The 20,135-nt window shown below is 69.1% G+C and carries 18 protein-coding genes and 1 pseudogene; 15 read left to right on the plus strand and 4 right to left on the minus strand.

Annotated elements, in window-relative coordinates; all coding sequences use genetic code 11:
* Positions 1-126 precede the first annotated feature (126 nt).
* Positions 127-897, plus strand: coding sequence for a 23S rRNA (uridine(2552)-2'-O)-methyltransferase (locus DU484_RS02190; protein WP_114604992.1), 771 nt, complete (start codon positions 127-129; stop codon positions 895-897).
* Here DU484_RS02190 and DU484_RS02195 read toward each other — a convergent pair.
* Together DU484_RS02195 and DU484_RS02200 are read right to left on the minus strand one after the other, a co-directional pair.
* On the minus strand, positions 894-1,637 hold the full coding sequence (locus DU484_RS02195; protein ID WP_114584560.1) for a queuosine precursor transporter: 744 nt from the start codon (positions 1,635-1,637) through the stop codon (positions 894-896). The two genes, DU484_RS02190 and DU484_RS02195, sit on opposite strands and share 4 nt — an antisense overlap.
* On the minus strand, positions 1,634-1,807 hold the full coding sequence (locus DU484_RS02200) for a ribbon-helix-helix domain-containing protein (protein ID WP_114584561.1): 174 nt from the start codon (positions 1,805-1,807) through the stop codon (positions 1,634-1,636). Before DU484_RS02200 ends, DU484_RS02195 begins: the two co-directional genes overlap by 4 nt.
* 270 nt (positions 1,808-2,077) lie before the next feature.
* Between DU484_RS02200 and DU484_RS02205 the strand changes: the two genes are divergently transcribed.
* From DU484_RS02205 to DU484_RS02220, 4 genes are all read left to right on the plus strand, one after another.
* Entirely contained in the window at positions 2,078-2,278 is a 201-nt protein-coding gene (locus tag DU484_RS02205; protein WP_114604993.1) for a hypothetical protein, read from the plus strand.
* Between the two features lie 139 nt (positions 2,279-2,417).
* A complete protein-coding gene (gene eno / locus DU484_RS02210; RefSeq protein WP_114604994.1) occupies positions 2,418-3,689 on the plus strand; it encodes a phosphopyruvate hydratase in 1,272 nt (423 codons plus the stop codon).
* Positions 3,686-5,026, plus strand: coding sequence for a glycerate kinase type-2 family protein (locus DU484_RS02215; RefSeq protein ID WP_114604995.1), 1,341 nt, complete (start codon positions 3,686-3,688; stop codon positions 5,024-5,026). The genes eno and DU484_RS02215 overlap by 4 nt, the downstream gene beginning before the upstream one ends.
* 86 nt (positions 5,027-5,112) lie before the next feature.
* Complete coding sequence (locus DU484_RS02220; RefSeq protein WP_114604996.1) at positions 5,113-6,438, plus strand: PAS domain S-box protein; 1,326 nt, start codon at positions 5,113-5,115, stop codon at positions 6,436-6,438.
* A gap of 2 nt (positions 6,439-6,440) precedes the next feature.
* Here DU484_RS02220 and tatC read toward each other — a convergent pair whose 3' ends face one another.
* Positions 6,441-8,615, minus strand: a complete 2,175-nt coding sequence (gene tatC, locus DU484_RS02225) for a twin-arginine translocase subunit TatC (protein WP_114604997.1) — start codon at positions 8,613-8,615, stop codon at positions 6,441-6,443.
* Positions 8,616-8,966: 351 nt separating this feature from the next.
* On the opposite strand from tatC, the gene DU484_RS02230 reads away from it, so the two are divergent.
* Together DU484_RS02230 and DU484_RS02235 are read left to right on the plus strand one after the other, a co-directional pair.
* Positions 8,967-10,199, plus strand: a complete 1,233-nt coding sequence (locus DU484_RS02230; RefSeq protein ID WP_449405126.1) for a twin-arginine translocase subunit TatC — start codon at positions 8,967-8,969, stop codon at positions 10,197-10,199.
* A gap of 94 nt (positions 10,200-10,293) precedes the next feature.
* Positions 10,294-10,923, plus strand: coding sequence for a histidine phosphatase family protein (locus tag DU484_RS02235; protein ID WP_114604999.1), 630 nt, complete (start codon positions 10,294-10,296; stop codon positions 10,921-10,923).
* Between the two features lie 45 nt (positions 10,924-10,968).
* On the opposite strand, the gene larE is transcribed toward DU484_RS02235, so the two are convergent.
* Positions 10,969-11,832, minus strand: coding sequence for an ATP-dependent sacrificial sulfur transferase LarE (larE, locus tag DU484_RS02240; protein WP_114605000.1), 864 nt, complete (start codon positions 11,830-11,832; stop codon positions 10,969-10,971).
* A gap of 136 nt (positions 11,833-11,968) precedes the next feature.
* On the opposite strand from larE, the gene DU484_RS02245 reads away from it, so the two are divergent.
* From DU484_RS02245 to DU484_RS02280, 8 genes and pseudogenes are all read left to right on the plus strand, one after another.
* Entirely contained in the window at positions 11,969-12,997 is a 1,029-nt protein-coding gene (locus DU484_RS02245) for a metal ABC transporter substrate-binding protein (RefSeq protein WP_114605001.1), read from the plus strand.
* Positions 12,994-13,731 (plus strand): metal ABC transporter ATP-binding protein, encoded by a 738-nt coding sequence (locus DU484_RS02250; protein ID WP_114605002.1) that lies wholly within the window; start codon positions 12,994-12,996, stop codon positions 13,729-13,731. Before DU484_RS02245 ends, DU484_RS02250 begins: the two co-directional genes overlap by 4 nt.
* Entirely contained in the window at positions 13,731-14,669 is a 939-nt protein-coding gene (locus DU484_RS02255) for a metal ABC transporter permease (RefSeq protein ID WP_114605003.1), read from the plus strand. The genes DU484_RS02250 and DU484_RS02255 overlap by 1 nt, the downstream gene beginning before the upstream one ends.
* Before the next feature lie 72 nt (positions 14,670-14,741).
* Positions 14,742-16,715, plus strand: coding sequence for a MutS-related protein (locus DU484_RS02260; RefSeq protein ID WP_114605004.1), 1,974 nt, complete (start codon positions 14,742-14,744; stop codon positions 16,713-16,715).
* 47 nt (positions 16,716-16,762) lie between these two features.
* Positions 16,763-17,128, plus strand: a pseudogene (locus DU484_RS02265) (YegP family protein); the annotation flags it as partial.
* Positions 17,129-17,200: 72 nt separating this feature from the next.
* On the plus strand, positions 17,201-18,325 hold the full coding sequence (locus tag DU484_RS02270) for an ORC1-type DNA replication protein (protein ID WP_114584575.1): 1,125 nt from the start codon (positions 17,201-17,203) through the stop codon (positions 18,323-18,325).
* 105 nt (positions 18,326-18,430) lie between these two features.
* A complete protein-coding gene (locus DU484_RS02275; protein ID WP_114605006.1) occupies positions 18,431-19,204 on the plus strand; it encodes a class I SAM-dependent methyltransferase in 774 nt (257 codons plus the stop codon).
* A gap of 196 nt (positions 19,205-19,400) precedes the next feature.
* Positions 19,401-20,069 (plus strand): helix-turn-helix domain-containing protein, encoded by a 669-nt coding sequence (locus DU484_RS02280; protein WP_114584577.1) that lies wholly within the window; start codon positions 19,401-19,403, stop codon positions 20,067-20,069.
* The last annotated feature ends 66 nt before the right edge of the window (positions 20,070-20,135 follow it).

A 20,135-nucleotide genomic window follows, 5' to 3' on the forward strand; every position in this document is an offset into this window, starting at 1 on the left:
GGAGGCGTACGGCGGCCGTTCGACCCATCCGCCGGGTCGATCCGACGTACCTTTCCGGATCGACCGCCTGTGAGCGAGTATGACCACCGATTCGTCAGGCTTCGAGACCCGTCCGGGGGGAGACGTATGACTGGCCGGGACGAGTACTACAACCGCTCGAAACAGGAGGGCTACCGCGCCCGGTCGGCCTACAAGCTCAAGCAACTCGACGCGGCGGCGAACCTGTTCGACGCCGGCGACAGTGTTGTCGACCTCGGCGCCGCGCCGGGGGGCTGGCTCCAGGTCGCCGCCGAAGCGGTCGGCGAGTCGGGGACCGTCGTCGGGGTCGACCGCCAGCGCATCCGCCCGCTGGAGGCCGACAACGTCGAGACCGTCCGCGGCGACATGACCGAGGAGGCGACGGTCGACCGCCTCCACGAGGCCCTCGTGCCGGCCGGCGTCGACGTCGTCGTCTCCGACATGGCGCCGAACATGACGGGCGAGTACTCCGTCGATCACGCCCGCTCCGTCCACCTCGCCCGGCAGGCGTTCGACGTGGCACGCGACTGTCTCGCCCCCGGCGGCGACTTCGTGGTGAAGGTGTTCGACGGCCCGGACCTCGCCGACCTCCGGAGCGACATCGAGGAGTCATTCGAGTACGTCCGCTCGATCCGCCCGGACGCCTCCCGGGACTCCTCCTCGGAACTCTACCTCGTCGCCAAGGGGTATCTGACGGCACCCGTCGCCGCCGGCGACGAACTGACCGTCGAGATCAGCGACGAGGGACGCGAGGGCGACGGCATCGCCCGCGTCGACGGCTTCACCGTGTTCGTCCCCGACGCCGCGGTGGGCGAGGAAGTCGACGTGCGGATCGAGGACGTGAAACCGCGGTTCGCGTTCGCCGAGCGGCTCGATTAGAAGTCGTCGACCGATTCGGTCTCACCCGCGGAGGCGGCCGCGGCGGCCTTCGCGGCCGCGTCGGCCCGCGACCGGACGATTCCGACGACGGCGTAGACGAAGGGCGTGTCGACGAGCGCGATGAGTAGTTTCAGCAGGTACTGACCCAGCATCAGCGTGACGACCACCGACCACGGCGTCTCCATCCCGATCCCCACGTACCGCGGCAGCAGGTAGAACGCGATGCCGACGAAGATGACCGTATCGATGGCCTGACTCGTCGCCGTCGAGACGATGTTCCGGAGCCAGAGGAAGTCACCGTCGGTCGCCTCGCGGAGGCGGTGGAAGACGATCACGTCCCAGTTCTGGCTGACGAGGTAGGCGAGCAGACTCCCGGCGACGATGTTGGTCGCCGGGGCGAGGACGCCCTCGAACTGCGCGGCGAACTCGGGGTTGCGGGCGGGCGCGAGGATAGTCGACCACACGAGCGCGAGCAGGACGAAGTTCATCACGAAGCCGACGTTCACCATCACCTGCGCGTCGCGGCGGCCGTAGAGTTCGCCGTAACAGTCGGAGGCGAAGAAGGTGAGCGCGTACGCGAGCGCCGCCCCAGGCAGGAAGATGGTGTTCCCGATCCGCGGTACGGCGGTCGGAAGCGGGATGGCGAGTAGCTTCGACGCCGTCAACTGCGCGGTCACCAGAGCGGTGACGAACAGCGCCAGGATGGCGACACGGCCGACCGGCCAGTCGTCGGCGCTCATTCGTCCTCCAGCCGCCCGTGTCGGGCGTCGATGTCGTCGAGGACGTCGAGATTCTTTCGGATCGAGGCACGAATCGCGTCACTCCGATTCACGTACTTCGCGTCGTCGCCGACGTGTTCGTCCAGATCCGCGAGCAGTTCGTCCGGAATTTCGACGCTGATCTTGCTCACACCGACGCACCTCCGCAGCCGATGACTCCCCGTGATATTCGCATGGTGTTCTTCAGCGCATATTGACCGATGGGTGGTTTAAACGCGACGGGTTCGGCCGACGCGTGTCGCGACCCCACGATCGGTCGGCGACGCGCCCGTCCGGAGGCGGCTGATTCGGTTCGTTGGAAGTCGGTACCGGTGTTCGCCACGACGGTCCGGCGAACCACCGGTGAACAGTTACAACCATCCGTATGAAGGCTTATGCGGCGCGACTCCGTACCATTTGACATGATCGGTGGACTCCTGGCCCGACTCGCCCATCGCCTCCGGAGCGACGACGGGACGGAGTCGAACGACGCCCGGTTCGTCCCCTCCCCACTCGGCGCGTCGGTCCGCTACGCCCACGGCGGGGGCGGGGACGAAGTCGAGTGCGAACTCGACGAGATTCGGGACGAGGCGGAGCGGTTGGAGGGGCGACGCGACGGGTGAGGCCGTCGCCCCGACCGACCGGCGGTATCGTAGCGGCTGGCCGTCGTCCACCGGCGGCTGTCACCCGTCCACGGTAGTCACGACCCCGCGGTAGCGAACACCGGTACGAACTTACAGCCACCGGGAGTAGGCGCGACCGATGACAGCCTCACCCATCGAGTCCGTCGCCGCCCGCGAGATTCTCGACAACCGACTGGAGCCGACGTTGCGTGTCACCGTCGAGACCCCCGTCGGAACCGGACGGGCCGACGTTCCGCGGGGCCGATCCCGGGGCGCCCACGAGGCCCACGACCGCCGCGACGGCGACGACCGGTATCGCGGTCAGGGGGTGAAAGAGGCCGTCGCGGCCGTCGAGGAGGACGTCGAACCGGCCCTCGTCGGCCACGACGCGACGGATCAGCGCGGCGTCGACGCGGCCCTCCTCGACCTCGATGGGACACGGAAGAAAGAACGGCTCGGCGGGAACGTCGTCACCGGCGTCTCGCTGGCCGCCCTCCGGGCGGGCGCGGCGGCGACCGGCCTCCCGCTCTATCGCTACGTCGGCGGCGCCGACGCGGGCGTCCTCCCCCTCCCCTTCTTCGACCTGATCGAGGGCGGCGAACTCGCCGGCGGCGACCTGCCCTTTCAGGAGCATCAGGTGGTGCCCGTCGGCGCCGACTCGGTCGCGGAGGCCGTCCGTTGGACCGCCGAAGTCTACTACGAACTCGGCGACATCCTCCGGGACGAGTACGGCGAGGCGTCGCTGAACGTCGGCGACGAGGGCGGGTACAACCCCCTCGGCGTCGACGACCCGCGGGAGGCGTTCGACCTCGAACTCCGGGCGGTCGAGGCGTGTGGCTACGGCGGCGAGTTCGCCCTCGCGGCCGACGTGGCGGCCTCCCACTTCCACGACGCCGAGACGGGGACGTACGCGCTGCTCGGCGAGTCGATGACGCGCGACGAACTGCTCGGCTTCTACGAGGACCTCGTGGCCGACTACCCGATCGTCTCGCTGGAGGACCCCCTCGACCAGCACGACTTCGCGGGCGTCGCCGATCTCACCGACCGCCTCGACGTCCAGATCGTCGGCGACGACCTGTTCACGACGAACCCGGAGCGGCTGCAGGAGGGGATCGACCACGGCGCCGCGAACGCCCTGCTGTGGAAGGTGAACCAGATCGGCACCGTCACCGAGGCGACCGAGGCCGCGCGGCTCGCCACCCGCAACGGCTACGCTGTCCAGGTGTCGGAGCGGTCGGGACAGACCCCCGACACGTGGCTCGCGGACCTCGCGGTCGGGCTCGGCGCCGGCCAGATCAAGACGGGCGTCACGCGCGGCGAGCGGACGGAGCAGTACAACCGCCTGCTCGAAATCGAGGCCGAGTTGGGTGACGCCGCGACGTTCGGCCCGCCCGGCGACGCCCTCCGATGATCCGGAACCGCGAGTCACTCGTCGATCACGGCAACCGCGCGGCCCGGGAGACCCTCCTCGACGTCGCGACGGCGGCCGTCGACGCCGTCCACCCCCGAACCACCGTTCCCCGAACCGTGGCCCGCGACGGCGACCGCCTCCGCGTCGGCGACCGGACGTACGACCTCGGTGCCGTCGGGGAGGTGTACGTCGTCGGCGCCGGCAAGGGGGCGGGAGCGGTCGCGGCCGAACTGGCCGCGATCCTCGACGACCGGATCGCGGGAGGCGTCGTCGCCGAGAAAACGGGCGAGATCGACAGCGTTCCCGACGCAATCGACGTCGTCGCCGCCGGACACCCCATCCCGGACGACCGGAGCCTCGACGCGGGACGGCGGGCGCTCGCCGTCGCCGACGCCGCCGGACCGGACGACCTCGTTTTGCTCCCCATTACCGGCGGGGCGTCGGCGACGCTCGTCGCCCCGGCCGACGGCCTCACGCTCGACGACCTCGCGTCGACGACGGAGACGCTGTTGAACGCCGGCTGCCGGATCGACGAGATCAACGCGGTGCGCAAGCACTGCTCGGCGATCAAGGGCGGCCGCCTCGCGGAGCGGATCGCCCCGGCGACGGCGGTCACGCTCGTCGTCGTCGACGAGGTGGCCGGCGAGCCGTGGGGACCGACCGTCGGCGACGGGACGACGTTCGCCGACGCGCTCGACGTACTCGCACGGTACGACCTGCTCGATGCCGTGTCCCCGAGGATCGTCGACCACCTCCGGCGCGGCCGCGACGGCGAGGTGTCGGAGACGCCGCACGGGACGGCCGGCCACGTCGTCGTCCTCGCGGGGCCGGCTGACGCCGCCGAAGCGGCCGAAACGCGCGTCACGGAACTTGGCTACGAGCCGCTGATCCTCTCGACGACCGTCGAGGGTGAGAGCCGTGAGGTGGCGACCTGTCTGACCGCCATCGCGGCGGAAGCGGCGACGTACGACCGCCCGGCTGAGCCGCCCTGTGTCCTGATCTCGGGCGGCGAGACGACGGTGCGGGTCGGCGAGGGGAGTGGGAAGGGCGGGCCGAACCAGGAGTTCGCGCTCGCCAGCGCGCTCGAACTCGACGGGGAGGGGACGGTGACGACGCTCGCCCTCGGCACCGACGGCACCGACGGGCCCACCGACGTGGCGGGCGGCCTCGTCGACGGGACGACGGTCCCGCGGATGCGGCATCGAGGAATCGACCCCCGCGACCACCTGCGCCGCCACGACGCGACGCCGGCGCTCCGGGCCGTCGACGACGCGGTGCTCACGGGGGCAACGGGAACGAACGTGATGGACCTCCGGCTGACGCTGGTCGAGGAGTGAGATGACCACCGTCACGGTGGACGTCGTACGCCCGTCCGGCCGTTCGGACCCCAAGCTATTTTCACACCCATCACTCACGTAGCACGATGACGACGCCGGCCGGTTTCGTGGGTTTCACCCTCGTGCCGGCGATTGCACTCGGCCTCGGAATCGCCTACTCCCTCGTCTCGATCCGGCGGCTCGACGACTACCGGCCGCTGGTGCTGGTGGCCCTGCTGGGACTCATGGCGGCCCATCAGGCGAACGAAGCCGTGCAGTACGCGCGGGACGTGGGCTCGCTCGACGCCTTCGGCGAACTCGTCGAGACGGGGGCGAATCTGCTCGCGAGTCTCACGTCGTACTTCCTGCTCGGCTTCCTGCGCGAACAACGACGCATGAGCGAACGGCTCAGGGAACAGGCACACGACCTGCGTCGAATGAACCGTGCCATCGACGCGTCGGGGCATGCGGTGTACATCACCGACGGCGAGGGTCGCATCGACTACGTGAACCCCGCGTTCGAGGAGCTCACCGGCTACGCGGCGGACGAGGTCCTCGGGGAACGCCCGGACGTGTTGCGAGCGGCGGACGCGAGCGACACGGATGGCGAGACCGGAGCGCCCGGCCACGACCGGGAAGACGAACGCGTCTATCGTCGCGCTGACGGCGAACGGTACCACGCCCGTCGAACGAGGGCACCGATCTTCGGTCCCGACGGGCAGCAACAGGGCAGTGTCACCATCCAGACGGACATCACCGACCGCAAACGGCTGGAGAACGACCTCCGGGAGAGCCTCAGACAGCTACGGGTGTTCGACCGCATCCTCCGGCACAACTTCCACAACGACATGAACGTCATCAAAGGCTACGCCGAGATGATTCAGGCGGGCGGCGACGGACAGGTCGCCAGATGCGCCGAGATCGTCGTCGACCGGAGCGAGCGCCTGCTCCACACGGTCGATAAGGAACACGAGATCACCAAACGGCTGTCGAACCCGCAGTCGCCGGAACCGGTCGAACTGGCTCCGTTGATCGAGTCGGTCGTCTCGAACGTCGATAGTCACGGGGCGACCCTCACTGTCCAACAGCCGGCGGACGTGGTGGTGCGGGCGACCCGAGACATCAGACTCGCCATCGACGAGTTGGTGACGAACGCCATCGATCACTCGGACCGGGACACGCCGACCGTGACCGTCGACGTGGCCGTCCACGACGGGACGGCCGTGATCAGCGTCGCCGACGACGGCCCGGGCATCCCGGAGATGGAACGGGATATCCTGACGACCGAACGCGACATCGAACCGCTGTATCACGGAAGCGGCGTCGGCCTCTGGCTCGTCACGCTGATCGTCCAGCAGTCGGACGGACAGCTCGCCTTCCACGAGAACGAGCCGCGGGGGAGCGTGGTGACGATACGGCTGCCGACCGCCTGATCCTACGCGTTCGCACTCCGGCTCCGCGACAGGTCACGCCGCCCGCCGAGTGTCACCACGAACAGCACGACGAGTCCGATTCCGTAGGCGACCATCAGCGGAATCGTGACCATGAACATCGTCATCACGTCGGCCGGGGTGGCGACGGCGGCGAAGGCCATGATGCCGACGGTCACCTCGCGCCAGCGGTCCCGCATCGTCCGGTAGGAGACGCCCGCGGTGTTGAGCAGGAGCATGAGGACGGGCACGTCCGCGAGCAAGCCGATTCCGGCGGTGGTGAAGAAGATGAGCCAGAAGAAGTTGGTGATGCGGTAGGCGATGATCATGTTCGCCCGGACGCCGTCGGCGACGAGATAGGAGATGACCGTCGGCGCGACGGTGGTGTAGCCGAGGACGAAGCCGCCGAACAGGCCGACGACGAGGGCGGCGGCCCACCCGAAGATGACGTTGCGGTTGCCGCGGACGAACCCGCGTTCCCGGAGCGCCGGCCAGGCGTAGTACATGACGATGGGGAGGGTGACGAAGACGGCGATGAGCGTCGAGAACTTCACCTCGAAGATCAGCGCCTCCATCGGGTGGAGGGCGACGACGTTGATGTCCTCGGGCGTCACCTGACTCGGGAGTTGGGAGAGGAACTGCTCGAAGACGCGGCCGATGCCGCCGGTGTAGAGCCACCCGAACGTCGACGCGAGGACGATACCGAAGACGGCGGCGATGCGGAACGCGCGCGAGGTGAGCGAGTCGAGGATGAAGGCGACGTCGGTGTAGTAGCCGCCGATGTCGTCCTCGTCGGTCTCGCCGTCGGTGAACTCGTCGAGGAAGGTGCCGCCGGCGCGACTCGCCCGGTCGCCGATCTCCTCGGTCGTCGACTGGGGGGCGTCGGCGCTGCCTTCCGCTTCCCGGACCGTCTCGGCCTCGTCGAACCGGTCGAGGATGGCGCGGGCCTTCTCCTTGTCGTCCGCGTCCATCGCGTCGCCGGCCATCGAGACGGCGTCGTCCTCGCTCAGGTCGGCGAAGGCCTCGGGCGGCGCGGCGCGAATCCCGGCGGCGTCGAGTTCGGCGAGGTCGATTTCGGTCGGATCGCCCACCTCGATGGGGTCGACCGCGGCGTCGAGTTCGGCGTAGACGTAGTACATGAACGCGACGACGCCCGCGAGGAGGGTGCCGACCGCGGTCCACAGCGCGAGGCCGGCGGTCCGGGAGAGCGGCAGGGTCGATCCGGGGGCGGCGAGGCGCCGACTGCTCCCCGCCCACGCCAAGGCGTCGTTGGCGAGGGGCAGGCCGCCGCGGGTGAAGAAGGCGTAGACGAGGAGGCCGCCGATCAGCCCAAACCCGAGGATGAAGTTCCAGTGGCCGGCGGCGGCGGCGCCGACGCTGATTTGCTCGCTCCCCCGCTTGGCCGTGATCACGACCTTCGTGAGATAGAGGCTGAACCCGTAGAGCACGAGCATGGGGATGGCCCACATGATCTGCGTGAACGGGTCGGGCGGGGTAAAGAGGGCGCCGAAGGCGAACATGGCGACGACGGCGTACCGCCAGCGGTCGCGGAACGTCTCGTACTGAACGATTTCGGCGTAGGACAGGGCGCTCATCGCCAGCGGCAGTTGGGCCGCGAGGCCAAAGGAGAGGGTGAGCAGGAAGATGAACTGCGCCCAGAGGACGATGGAGTAGGTGGGGGTGAAGCCCGCCGAGAGGGCGTTGTTGGCGAGGAACGCGAACATCACGGGGAAGAAGACGAGATAGCCGTAGGCGAGGCCGGCGAGGAAGAGGCCGGCCGCGAGCAGGCCGCCGAGGGCGAGTTTCCACCGCGACACCGGTGACGAGGGCCACAACCCCCGCTCCTGAAGCGCGTCGCGGGAGAAGTAGAGGAACACGGGGAGTCCGAGGATGATGCCCGCGACGAGGCCGATTTTCGCCTGCAGGAGGATCACGTCGAAGGGCGTCTGGGCGATGATCTGGAGTTCGCCCGACGCCACCTCGTCCAGCCGCGACCGAGTGATCCCTTCGAGGAAGCCCCAGACGTACAGTCGGAGGGCGTAGAAGGAACCGATGAACCCGACGAGGAAGACGATGAACACCTTCTGCAGATCCTTCTGGGCGGACCGGAGCATCGCGCCGGCAGTCTCACGGCCCGCGTCCAGCGTCTGCCGGGTGTCCTCATCGAGCGCGCTCGACATGGCTTATCGAAACCGTCTCGCCGCTATCAATCTTTTCTCTCCATCGTCCGCGCCCGTCGCGACACGATGGAAAAAGGCCTATAACAGCACGGGGGATATGTCGGGTGAATGGCTGAGGAATCGGAGTCGGGACCACCGTCGGGTCCGACGGACGAGGAGCCGTCGGACTCGGAAGACCGTCGCCCGGAGGGGGAGAGCGACGCGGCCGGGGACGACGCCGGTGACGACAGCCAGTTCGACCCCGAGACGGACACGGTCTACTCGCCGGACGACGACGACGTTCCCGGCGGCTCCATCGAGGACTATCTCGACGACGACGAGTCCGTCGTCGCGGCGGACGAACGGGCGCCGATGGGGGCGACGGGGACGGCCGACCCGTTCGACGAGGACGAACGCCGCAGCGTCTCGGACGCCGTCGGTGCCCCCGTTTCCGACTCCGAACTCGAAGCGGACCCGGACCTCGAACTCGACCCGAGCGTCGTGGCGGCGGACGACGACGAGGACGGAGCAACCGACGACGCCCCCCGAACCGGTCGGGAGATGCGCGACTCCACGGCACCGCGGCATCGACGGGTGGACGACGAGGAGGACACGGCAGACGACGAGTCGGTCGTCGACACCGACGCCGATTCGGAGTCGGTCGTGGAGGCGGACGACCAGTCGGTCGTGGAGGCGGACGACCAGTCGGTCGTGGAGACGGACGACCAGTCGGTCGTGGAGACCGACGCCGAATCGCCATCCGTCGACGACGCCGAGACGACCGCACCGTCGGTCGACGACGGGGAGACGGCGGCCGACCTCACGGCGGCCGACGACGACGCGGCCGACGCCATCGACGAGGGGTTGGTGGGGGAGGGACCGGCCACGGACGAGGAGATGCCGCTCGCGGCCCACATCGAGGAGATGGTGCGCCGGCTGGCGGTAGTGCTCGTCGTCGGGGGCATCGTCGCGCTCGCGGTGTTTCCGGTCGCCGACCAACTGATCAACTTCCTCTGGAACTCCCACATCCCCGGTGCGTCGACTATCGCGGACCGGCGGCCGCGGCTCTACGGCCCGCTCGAACTCGTCGTCACCGAACTCAAGGTGGCGGCGCTGGCCGGCTTCGTCGTCGGCCTCCCCATCGCCGTCTACGAGACGTATCTGTTCATGCGCCCCGGTCTCTTTCCCCGCGAACGCCGCTACTACCTCGCCGCCGTCCCGACCAGCCTCATTCTCGCGTTGATCGGCGTCGCCTTCGCCCACTTCGTCGTCCTCCCCGCCATCTTCGCGTACTTCACCGCCTACACCACGGGGACGGCCGTCGTCGCGTTCGGCCTCAAGGAAACGTTCAGCCTCATTCTCGTCCTCATGGGCTACATGGCGCTCGTCTTTCAAATTCCGCTCTTCATTATGCTGGCGATCATGATGAACCTCACCACGCGGGTGTGGCTGGAAGACCGTCGCCTCCTGTTCTGGGGCGGCTTCCTCGGCGTCGCCTTCCTCATCAGCCCCGATCCGACGGGGATGGCACCCATCATCGTCGCGGCGACGATGATCACCCTGTTCGAGGGGACGCTCGCGCTCCTGCGCTGGACCGGCAACTGATCTCGGGTGAGAACGGTTGGCGAACGGAGCGGTCGGATGTCGTCCACTCTCCTTCCGAGCAACGCTCTTGTAGGCGACGGTGCTACGGCCCTCCATGCCGACGGTCCTCCTCGCCAGACACGGCGAGACGACGTGGAACCGCGACGGGCGACTGCAGGGCTGGGCGCCGACGCCGCTGACAGACCGCGGGCACGAACAGGCGCGGGCGCTCGCCGCCGCCGTCGCGGCCGAGTACGACGTGGACCGGGTCGTCGCCTCGGACCTCCGACGCGCCAGACAGACGGCCTCCTACCTCGCCGACCACGTGGGTCGCGACCCGACCTTCGAGTCGGCGTGGCGCGAACGCGACTTCGGCCGATACCAGGGCCTCCCCCACGAGACGGTGTTCGAGGACCACGAGCGCCTGTCGCTCGCCCGCGCCGGCCGGGACGCGGTCGACGCCCGGCCGGAGAGCGGCGAGAGCCTCCGCGACGTGCGCGAACGCGTCCTCTCCGGCTGGGAGCGGGTCCTCGCCGAGAGCAGTGACGACGAGACGGTGGCAATCGTCGCTCACGGCGGCCCGCTCTATCTCCTCCTCGGCGCCGTCGACGACCGTGACATCGTCTCCGCGGTAGTGGAGGGCGAACAGCACAACTGCGCGCTGAACGAACTGCAGGTCGAAAACGGCGCGTCGCGGGTCGTCGCGGAGAACCGGACGGACTTCCTCGACGAAGCGCCGGCGTAGCTCGTCGTCGCGGACACACCCCCGGCCCGAACCGACGGGGATCGATCAGTCCTCGCGAACCGGATACTCCTGCTCCAGATCGGGACCGGCGTCAGCCCCGTCGCCCTCGGGACTCACGCTCCCCGTCCGGTAGCCGTGCAGGTCGAGCGTGACGTGGTCGAAGCCGGCGTCGGTGAGGTGTTCGCGGGCCGCGCGGGCGAACTCGCGGTCGAGGGCGGCGTCGAGTTCGTCGGGCGCCACCTCGATGCGCGCGAGGCCGTCGTGGTCGCGGACGCGGAACTGCGAGAACCCCCACGTCCGCAGGAGGCGTTCGGCTTTCTCGACGCGCGTCAGCTTCTCCTCGGTCACCTCCAGGCCGGTCGGGATACGGGAGGAGAGACACGCCATCGAGGGTTTGTCGGCGACCGAGAGGTCGTAGCGGTCGGCGGCCTCGCGCACCTCGGCTTTGCTCAGGTCGTGTGCCAGCAGCGGCGAGAACACTTCGAGTTCCTCGACGGCGCGCAGTCCGGGACGGTGGCCCTCGCCGGGGTCGGAAGCGTTCGTGCCGTCACAGACGGTCCCGATACCCCGGTCGCGGGCCACCTCGTACATCTTCCCCAGCCGCATCGTCCGACAGTGGTAACACCGCTCGCCGTCGTTTGCGACGAAGTCGGGGTTGTCGAGTTCGGAGAAGGTGACCGTCTCGTGTCGAATCCCGATTTCGTCGGCGACACGGCGGGCGTCGTCGAGTTCCGCGGCGGGGAGCGTCTCGCTCCGGGCCGTACACGCCACGGCGTCGTCGTCGAGGGCGTCGTGGGCGAGGGCGGCGACGACGGCCGAGTCGACGCCGCCGGAGAAGGCGACGACGACGCCGTCGCGGGCGGCCAAGTCGTCGCGGGCGGCGTCGAGTTTCGCGTCGAGGGCAGTCATCGGCCCCGCCTACTGCGCCGACGGGCAAAAGCGCGTTGTCTGTGCGGCCGGGCGAGCGCACCGACCGGGGATTAATATTCAACTTTCGTCTGTAGTGGTAAAGTTATTATACTATACTATTGAGTTAATAACCAAGATGCACCTGACCAGACGGCGGTTGGTGACGGCGGCAGGAACGGCCGGCATCGGCGGGTTCGCGGGGTGTCTCGGTGGTGGCGCCGCCGGGGAGGCGGCCGAGGCGTCGAGCGACGGTGCGGTCGCGCGGTCGTCGTTTTTCGTCTTCGGCGACCTCACCGCGCGAGTCGCGGGGGACACCGCGACCGCGGAGTTGCTCGTCCCGGTCGGTCAGCACGGTCACGGGTGGGAGCCCGGACCGCGGATTCGGGAGGAGATTCGCGGCGCGGACCTGTTCGTCCACGGGATGCCGGGGTTCCAGCCGTGGGTGGACGCCATCACTCGCGACCTCGCGGCCGACGGGGCGGACGTGACCACAGTCGACGCGAGCGCCGGGATCGACCTGCTCGCCACCGGGTCGGGACACGACCACGGGCACGAAGGGGCTCACGACGAGCACGCCGACGAGGAGACTCGCGACCACGCGAGCGAGGAAGCACACGACGACCACGGCGATGGGGCGGACCCGCACTTCTGGATGGACCCGCTCCGCGTGAAGGACGCGGTGGGGAACGTCCGACGGGGGTTGACCGCCGTCGACGAGGGGAACGCGGACGCGTACGCCGAGAACGCCGACACCGTCCGAGCCAGACTCGACGACCTCCACGACCGGATCGCGTCGGCGGTGGTCGACGGATCGACCGAGACGATTCTCGTCGCCGGACACAACGCCCACCGGTATCTTGCCGATCGCTACGGCCTCGACGTCGTCTCGCTGACCGACGCCTCGCCCGACGACCGGCCGACGGCACGCGACGTCGAGCGGGCGCGACGACTCGTCGACGACCGCGACCTGCGGTACGTCTGTGCGGACCCGCTGGAATCCCAGCGGGCCGCCGAGCAACTGGTCGCGGAGACCGGCGCCGAGGCAGTCCTCCCGCTGACGGCCATGCCCGGACTGACCGACGAGTGGGACGCGAACGACTGGGGGTACGTCGACGTGATGGAGCGCGTGAACCTCCCGACGCTGGAGCGGGTGCTGGACGCGTGACGGCCGTCGAAGCCCGCGGCGTCACGTTCGCGTACGGGGATCGGCCGGTCGTCGAGGGCGTCACACTCGACGTCGCCGAGGGCGCGTTTCTGGGGCTCGTCGGGCCGAACGGCTCCGGGAAGACGACGCTACTCGAACTCCTGATCGGCCTCCGGCGCCCCGATAGCGGATCGGTCACGCTGTTCGGCGAGCCCGCGCACCGCTTCGACGACGGCGAGCGCATCGGCTACGTCCCCCAGAACGTGACGACCGCGAACGACGGCCTCCCGATCACCGTCGAGGAGGTCGTCCGGATGGGACGCTATCCACACCGGTGGATCGGTCGGTTCGACGGCGACGACCGCCGGGCGGTCCGGACGGCGTTGGACCGGGTGGGGATCACGGATCTCGCGGACCGGCGCGTCGGCCGCCTCTCCGGCGGCCAGCGCCAGCGCGTCTTCATCGCCCGGGCACTGGCGAGCGAGGCCGACCTGCTCGCGCTCGACGAGCCGACCGTCGGCGTCGACGCCGAGTCCCGTGAGGCGTTCTACGACCTCCTCCGCAACCTGAACGACGACGGCCTCACGATCGTCCTCGTCGAACACGACATCGGCGTCGTGACGACCCACGCCACCGAGGTGGCCTGTCTCGACCGGACGCTGTTTTTCCACGGCGACCCCGACACGTTCGTCGAGACGGACGCACTCGCCGAGGCCTACGGCGGCTCACACGGCGTCGTCCACCACGATCACTGATGACGCCGATTCCGCCCACCGAGCCGGTGGTCCCGTTCGTCGCCGTCGTCGGACGGGTCTTCGAGGCGGTGCTCGACGGCTGGGGCGCCGGGCTGGACCTCCTGTCGGCGCTGACCGGGATCGAGATGCTCGCGTCCCCGTTCATGCAGCGGGCGTACTTCGCGGCCGTCTGTATCGCCTTCATCGGGCCGGTCGTCGGGAGTTTCCTCGTCCACCGGGAGATGGCGATGATCGGCGACACGCTCGCCCACTCCGCGTTCGCCGGCGTCGCCGCCGGCCTGTTCGTGAACGCCGCCTTCGCGGTGACGGTCCCGCCGCTGTTGACGGCGCTCGTCGTCGCCGCCGTCGCCGCGCTCCTCGTCCAGACGCTCGTCGACTACGCCGGCACGTATCGCGACACCTCGCTCGCCATCGTCCTGACCGGGTCGTTCGCCGTCGGGAGCGTGCTCGTGACGGCGACGGACGGCGGCATCGCCGTCGGCATCGACGCCTACCTCTTCGGGTCGCTCGCGACGGTGTCCCGGGCGAACGCCGCGATCCTGTTGGCGTCGAGCGTCGTCGTCGGGGGCGTCGTCGCCGCGGCGTATCGCCCGCTCCTCTACGTCACGTTCGACGCCGTGGGCGCCCGCGCCGCGGGCCTCGACGTCGAGCGCTACAACCGCGTCCTCGCCGTGCTGACGGCAGTCGTCGTCGTCGCCGCCATGCAGATCATGGGCGTGATCCTCGTCGCCGCCATGCTGGTGATCCCGGTGGCGACGGCGACGGCGGTCACCGGATTCAAGCGCGCGCTCGTCGCGGCGGTCGCCGCGGGGCAGGTCGCGACCCTCGCCGGCGTCACCCTCTCGTATCTGTACGACGTGGCCGCCGGCGGCACCGTCGTCCTCGTGGCCATCGCCGGCTACGTCGCCGTGGCCGTCGCCGTCCGGGTTCGTCGGTGAGCCGTCGGACGCCGCCGGTAGACGGCCCGCGACCCGCAACGTTTTGCCGGATGGGGCGATACACTGCGCCGAATGGAGTTTACGGCCATCCCGGGCGTCGGCGAGAAGACGGCGGCGGCGCTCGCCGACCTCGACGATCCGGAACGGGCGCTCCGGGACGGCGACGTGGCGGCGCTCTCGCGGGCGCCAGGGATCTCCGCCGGCCGCGCCGCCGCCATCGCCCGCGCGGCCGTCCGCCACGAACACGGCGCCGAGGGCGACTTCCTCGCGACCGACCGCGCCCGCGACGTCTTCGAGTCCGTCCTCTCGCTCCTGCAGGAGCGGACGGTCACCGACTACGCCGCCCGGCGGGTGGAGACGTTCGTCCCGACGGGCGCCGAGTCGCGCATCGCGGAGGTGCGCGAACTCGTCGAGCGGGCGCGGAGCCGCGAGGTGGACGACGAAACGCTCGACGCGCTGACCGACGTGAAGCCGCTCGCGGACCCGCCGACGAGGCGGGTCCGCGACCGCTGTCTCGCGACGACCGACGCGGAGACGTACGCCGAAGCGTCCGACACGATACCGGAGCTCTCGGTCGAGGTGGTCGACGACGCCCGCGGGCTGGCGGAGCTCGCGCGGTCGTACGCGACGGTGATCGCCCTCGACGAGTCCTTCGCCGGCGTCGACGTGGCCGGCGACGTGCGGGTGCGCCCCGACGCCCTCGATCACCCCGCCGAGGTGGTGCCCGAACGCCTCCTCAGCTTCTTCGCCGCCAACCGCGAGTCCCTGCTCGCGGCCGCTCGCGTCCACGAGACGGCCGACATGGACCCGCCCTGTGACCTCGACGCCCTCCGGGACGCCCTGGACCGCCTCGACGACGACGGCACGCCCGTCGGCGACGACGAACTCGACCGGCTCACCGTCGCGGTCGACGACCTGGACGCCGCCGTCGGGACGGCCGAATCCGTCGCCAACGACCACCTCCGGGAGGTGATCCGGGAGCGGGACGTGACCATCGAGGGGACGGACTTCCTCTCCCTGGTCGAACAGGGCGCCCGCGTCGACGCCCTGCTCTCGCGGGAACTCGCCGACGAGTTCGACCGCGCCGTCGAGAAGGCCCGCGACCATCTGGTCGGCAGCCTCGACCTCGGCGACGAGGCAGACCTCGCGGAGCGGGCCTTCGGGGACGACCCCACCTTCCCCGTCGAGCACGATGCGGAGGCCGTCTCCCGGCTCCGGACCGAACTGAAGGCCGCCCGCGACCGCCGGGCGGCGCGGCTCAAGGCCGATCTGGCGACCGATCTGGGCGCGCTCCGCGACCCGGCCGACGACCTGGTGCGGGCGGCGCTCGAACGCGACGTGGAACTCGCGCTCGCGCGCTTCGCCGACGACTTCGACTGCACGCTCCCCGACGTCGGGGCGGACGTGACGGGCGTCGCCGTCGAGGGCGGGCGCTCGCCCCTGCTGGACGTGGCGTTCGAGGACGTGGAACCCGTCGACTACGCCGTCTCGGGCGTGACGCTCCTCTCGGGCGTCAACAGCGGCGGCAAGACCTCCACGCTCGACCTGCTGGCGCTGGTGACGATCCTCGCGCACATGGGGCTTCCCGTCCCCGCGGAGTCGGCGCGGGTCGAACGCGTCTCCGAACTCCACTACTACGCCAAGAGTCAGGGGACCCTCGACGCGGGGGCGTTCGAGGCGACGCTCCGGGACTTCGCCGACCTCGCCCGCGGCACGGACTCGCGGCTCGTCCTCGTCGACGAACTGGAGAGCATCACGGAGCCGGGCGCGAGCGCGAAGATCATCGCCGGCATCCTCGAGTCGCTCGACGGGCAGGCGGTGACGGCGGTGTTCGTCTCCCACCTCGCGGGCGAGATTCGGGACGCCGCGGGGGTCGACGTGGCCGTCGACGGCATCGAGGCCGTGGGGCTAGTGGACGGCGAACTCCGGGTGAACCGCTCGCCGGTGACCGACCACCTCGCCCGGTCGACGCCCGAACTCATCGTCGAGAAGCTGGCGGGGGAGGGAGACGGGGAGTTCTACGGCCGCCTGCTGGAGAAGTTCTGACCCGTAGGTATAGGACGCCGGTGGCCGAACGCCGACACATGGCACCGACCTTTCAGGTGTTCGAGGACGCCGCCGGGGAGTGGCGCTGGCGCTTCGTCGCGGCGAACGGGGAGATCATCGCCGACGGCGGCGAGGGCTACGTCTCGAAGCGCAACGCGCGGGAGGCGGCCGAACGGGTGCGGGCCGCCGCCCCCGACGCGGACGTACTCGACGTCGACGACGCCGCGTTCGAGGTGTACGAGGACCGGGCGGGCGAGTGGCGGTGGCGGCTCCGCCACCGAAACGGCGAAATCGTCGCCGACGGCGGCGAGGGCTACGCCTCGCGGCGCGGCGCCCGCGAGGCCGTCGGCCGGGTCAAGCAGCGAGCGGACGGAGCAGCGGTGGAGACGGAGGCGGACGACGGGGGCGCGTGACCGGCCGCCGTCAGACGGTCGTCGTGCGGCGCGCGACAAGGGTTAAGTGGTCACGTGAGCGAGGTGAAAGTGATGACAGAGGACCCGGAGGAGGGGATGCTGTCGTGGGACGAGTCGGTCTTTCGTGACGAACACGTCTTCGAAATCGACTACGTTCCCGAGACGTTCGACCACCGGGAGACGCAACTGGAGAACCTGAAATACGCCCTCCGCCCGGCGGTCCGTGGCTCCCGCCCGCTCAACACGATGGTCCGCGGCCCGCCGGGAACGGGCAAGACCACGGCCGTCCTGAAGCTGTTCGGCGAGCTAACGGGACAGCCCGGCGTGCGGACGGTTCGGGTCAACTGCCAACTGGATTCGACCCGCTACGCCGTCTTCTCCCGCGTCTTCGAGAACGTCTTCGACTACGAACCCCCCTCCTCGGGCATCTCCTTCAAGAAGCTGTTCGGGCAGATCACCGACCGCCTCGTCGACGACGACGAAGTGCTCGTGGTCGCGCTCGACGACGTGAACTACCTGTTCTACGAGAACGAGGCGTCCGATACCCTCTACTCGCTGTTGCGCGCCCACGAGGGATCGGCGGGGGTTCGGATCGGCGTCATCGTCGTCTCCTCTGACCTGAGTCTGGACATCATGGAGGAACTCGACGGCCGGGTCCAGAGCGTCTTCCGGCCGGAGGAGGTGTACTTCCCCGTCTACGACGCCGACGAAATCGTCGACATCCTGGGAGAGCGGGTGGACCGCGGGTTCCACGACGGCGTGATCGGGCCACAGGAACTCGACCGCGTCGCCGAACTGACCGCCGAGAGCGGCGACCTCCGGGTCGGCATCGACCTGTTGCGGCGGGCGGGACTCAACGCCGAGATGCGCGCGAGTCGGACGATCAGCGTCGACGACGTGGAGACGGCGTACGACAAGTCGAAGTACGTCCACCTCTCGCGGTGTCTGCGCGAACTCACGGAGTCGGAGCGGGCGCTGGTGGAGACCATCGCCGAACACGACGGCGAACAGGCCGGAACGGTGTACGAGGCGTTCCACGAGTCGACGGACCTCGGCTACACGCGCTATACGGAGATCGTCAACAAACTCGATCAGTTGGGCGTCATCGAGGCCGACTACGCCGACGTGGAGGGGCGGGGGCGCTCGCGGTCGCTCACGCTCTCCTACGACGCCGACGCGGTGTTGGATCGGCTGTAGGCCACGTCGTCGACGGAACGTGAGCGTGACGCGGGTGAGGTCGTCGACTGGAGCGAGACGGTCGACGTTCGTGTGACTCATGGGGCTACGGTGAGTGGGAGTCGTATGGAAGACGGGGCAAACCGGAAAACGGCTACTGCCGATTCGTTCGGCGCGAGCGCCGACGGGTATCTGAGTAGTACCACCCACCGGGAAGGGGCAGACCTCGAACGACTGGCCTCCTGGTGTGACGAGGCGTCGTGGGCACTCGACGTCGCAACGGGCGCCGGCCACACTGCAGGAGCGCTCGTGGACACGGGCGTCCCGAACGTCGTCGCCGCGGACGCATCCCACTCGATGGTTGCCACGAGCGTCGACTCGTTTCCCGGTGTCGCGGGCGTCGTCGCCGATGCCGAACGACTCCCGTTCCCAGCGGAGACGTTCGACGCTGTGACGTGTCGAATTGCGGCACATCACTTCCCGGACCCCGAAACGTTCCTCGACGAAGTGAGCCGAGTGCTTCGTCCGGGGGGCGTCTTCGCGTTCGAGGACAACGTCGTCCCGGACGACGACACGCTCGGTTCGTTCCTCAATCGCGTCGAGGAGATGCGTGATCCGACGCACGTCGAATCGTACAGGACGTCGACGTGGCACCGGTGGATGGAGAACACCGGATTCGCCGTAGCGGAGACGGCGCATCTCGTGAAGCGACTGGACGTCCAGGCGTGGATCGACCGAATACACTCACTCGATGCCGAAGAGGGAGCGCGCGTTCGGCGGACTTTGGCGGAGGCTCCCGAACCGGTACTCGATTTCTTCGACGTCAGGTTCGAGGACGGTGCAGTCGGATCGTTCGGCAGTCCGAAGGCACTGATTCGGGCACCAAAACCCTCCGAATGAACGCGGCGCGTTCCGAACGACGATCCGCCGTGATGTCCACGGACGTACGCAGGAACGGCGGGAGGGTCGTTCGTGACAGGTATCCATATAAAAGGTTATATTCGGGTCGCGGTAACGTCCGCTCTACGGCCGGTGGTGATCTAGCATTCTCCGAATCGAGTTCCGCACGGTCGCATCCGGGGTCGTGAGGGACCTCATGGAACGGATTCCGGACGGCGAACGCATCGAGTTCGAGAACGCGTTCTACGCCGACGAGGGCAACTGGATCGAGTCGCTCCTCGTCACGGCCCGCTCCCCGTTCGATCCGGAGTCGGTGGTCGGGGAGCTCTCGCGTGTCGAGCTATTTCACCACGAACGGGTGTCGGACAGCTCGGTGGACCACGCGAGTTACCGGCTGACCGTCGTCGCTCAGGAGCCGTATCCCTTTCTCCTCGGCGTCATCCTGCGTGGAACGGCGATACCCAACCGACTCCAGCTTCACGACAGCTCCTTCGACGGGGTCGTCACCGTCAAGGAGTGGGAAACGTTTCGGGCGCTCGCGGAACGGATCGAAGAACAGTTCGGGCAGTTCGAGCTGTTGCGGGTCAATCAGGTCGAAACCACCGGCGAACCGTTCGGAAGCGGACAACTCGGGCGTGTCCTACGGAACGAGCTCTCGCAGGAACAGCTTACGACGCTGCAAACCGCTCACAGACTCGGCTACTTCGACGTGCCACGACGGGCATCCGCGGAAGATATCGCCACGGAACTCGGCATCGCGCAGTCGACGCTCAGCGAACGGCTCCGACTCGCGGAGAATCGACTGTTCGACCTCGTTTTCTCGGGATCGGAGAGCGACCCGGCCGGCGACGCCGACGAGGGATAACGCCACCACGTTCGCGCCGCTCGCACGGACGGGTATCGAAGCGGCGGACGATACCGGTGGACGGGT

Source organism: Haloplanus rubicundus (assembly GCF_003342675.1).
Lineage (GTDB): Archaea > Halobacteriota > Halobacteria > Halobacteriales > Haloferacaceae > Haloplanus > Haloplanus rubicundus.

Bases quoted from the DNA above. Each gene is read 5' to 3' on its own strand.
- larE (WP_114605000.1), bottom strand. From the start codon at position 11,832: ATGACTGCCCTCGACGCGAAACTCGACGCCGCCCGCGACGACTTGGCC.
- DU484_RS02215 (WP_114604995.1), top strand. From the start codon at position 3,686: ATGATCCGGAACCGCGAGTCACTCGTCGATCACGGCAACCGCGCGGCC.
- DU484_RS02275 (WP_114605006.1), top strand. From the start codon at position 18,431: ATGGAAGACGGGGCAAACCGGAAAACGGCTACTGCCGATTCGTTCGGC.
- tatC (WP_114604997.1), bottom strand. From the start codon at position 8,615: ATGTCGAGCGCGCTCGATGAGGACACCCGGCAGACGCTGGACGCGGGC.
- DU484_RS02205 (WP_114604993.1), top strand. From the start codon at position 2,078: ATGATCGGTGGACTCCTGGCCCGACTCGCCCATCGCCTCCGGAGCGAC.
- DU484_RS02270 (WP_114584575.1), top strand. From the start codon at position 17,201: ATGACAGAGGACCCGGAGGAGGGGATGCTGTCGTGGGACGAGTCGGTC.
- eno (WP_114604994.1), top strand. From the start codon at position 2,418: ATGACAGCCTCACCCATCGAGTCCGTCGCCGCCCGCGAGATTCTCGAC.
- DU484_RS02280 (WP_114584577.1), top strand. From the start codon at position 19,401: ATGGAACGGATTCCGGACGGCGAACGCATCGAGTTCGAGAACGCGTTC.
- DU484_RS02245 (WP_114605001.1), top strand. From the start codon at position 11,969: ATGCACCTGACCAGACGGCGGTTGGTGACGGCGGCAGGAACGGCCGGC.
- DU484_RS02190 (WP_114604992.1), top strand. From the start codon at position 127: ATGACTGGCCGGGACGAGTACTACAACCGCTCGAAACAGGAGGGCTAC.
- DU484_RS02255 (WP_114605003.1), top strand. From the start codon at position 13,731: ATGACGCCGATTCCGCCCACCGAGCCGGTGGTCCCGTTCGTCGCCGTC.
- DU484_RS02235 (WP_114604999.1), top strand. From the start codon at position 10,294: ATGCCGACGGTCCTCCTCGCCAGACACGGCGAGACGACGTGGAACCGC.
- DU484_RS02260 (WP_114605004.1), top strand. From the start codon at position 14,742: ATGGAGTTTACGGCCATCCCGGGCGTCGGCGAGAAGACGGCGGCGGCG.
- DU484_RS02230 (WP_449405126.1), top strand. From the start codon at position 8,967: ATGGGGGCGACGGGGACGGCCGACCCGTTCGACGAGGACGAACGCCGC.
- DU484_RS02220 (WP_114604996.1), top strand. From the start codon at position 5,113: ATGACGACGCCGGCCGGTTTCGTGGGTTTCACCCTCGTGCCGGCGATT.
- DU484_RS02195 (WP_114584560.1), bottom strand. From the start codon at position 1,637: ATGAGCGCCGACGACTGGCCGGTCGGCCGTGTCGCCATCCTGGCGCTG.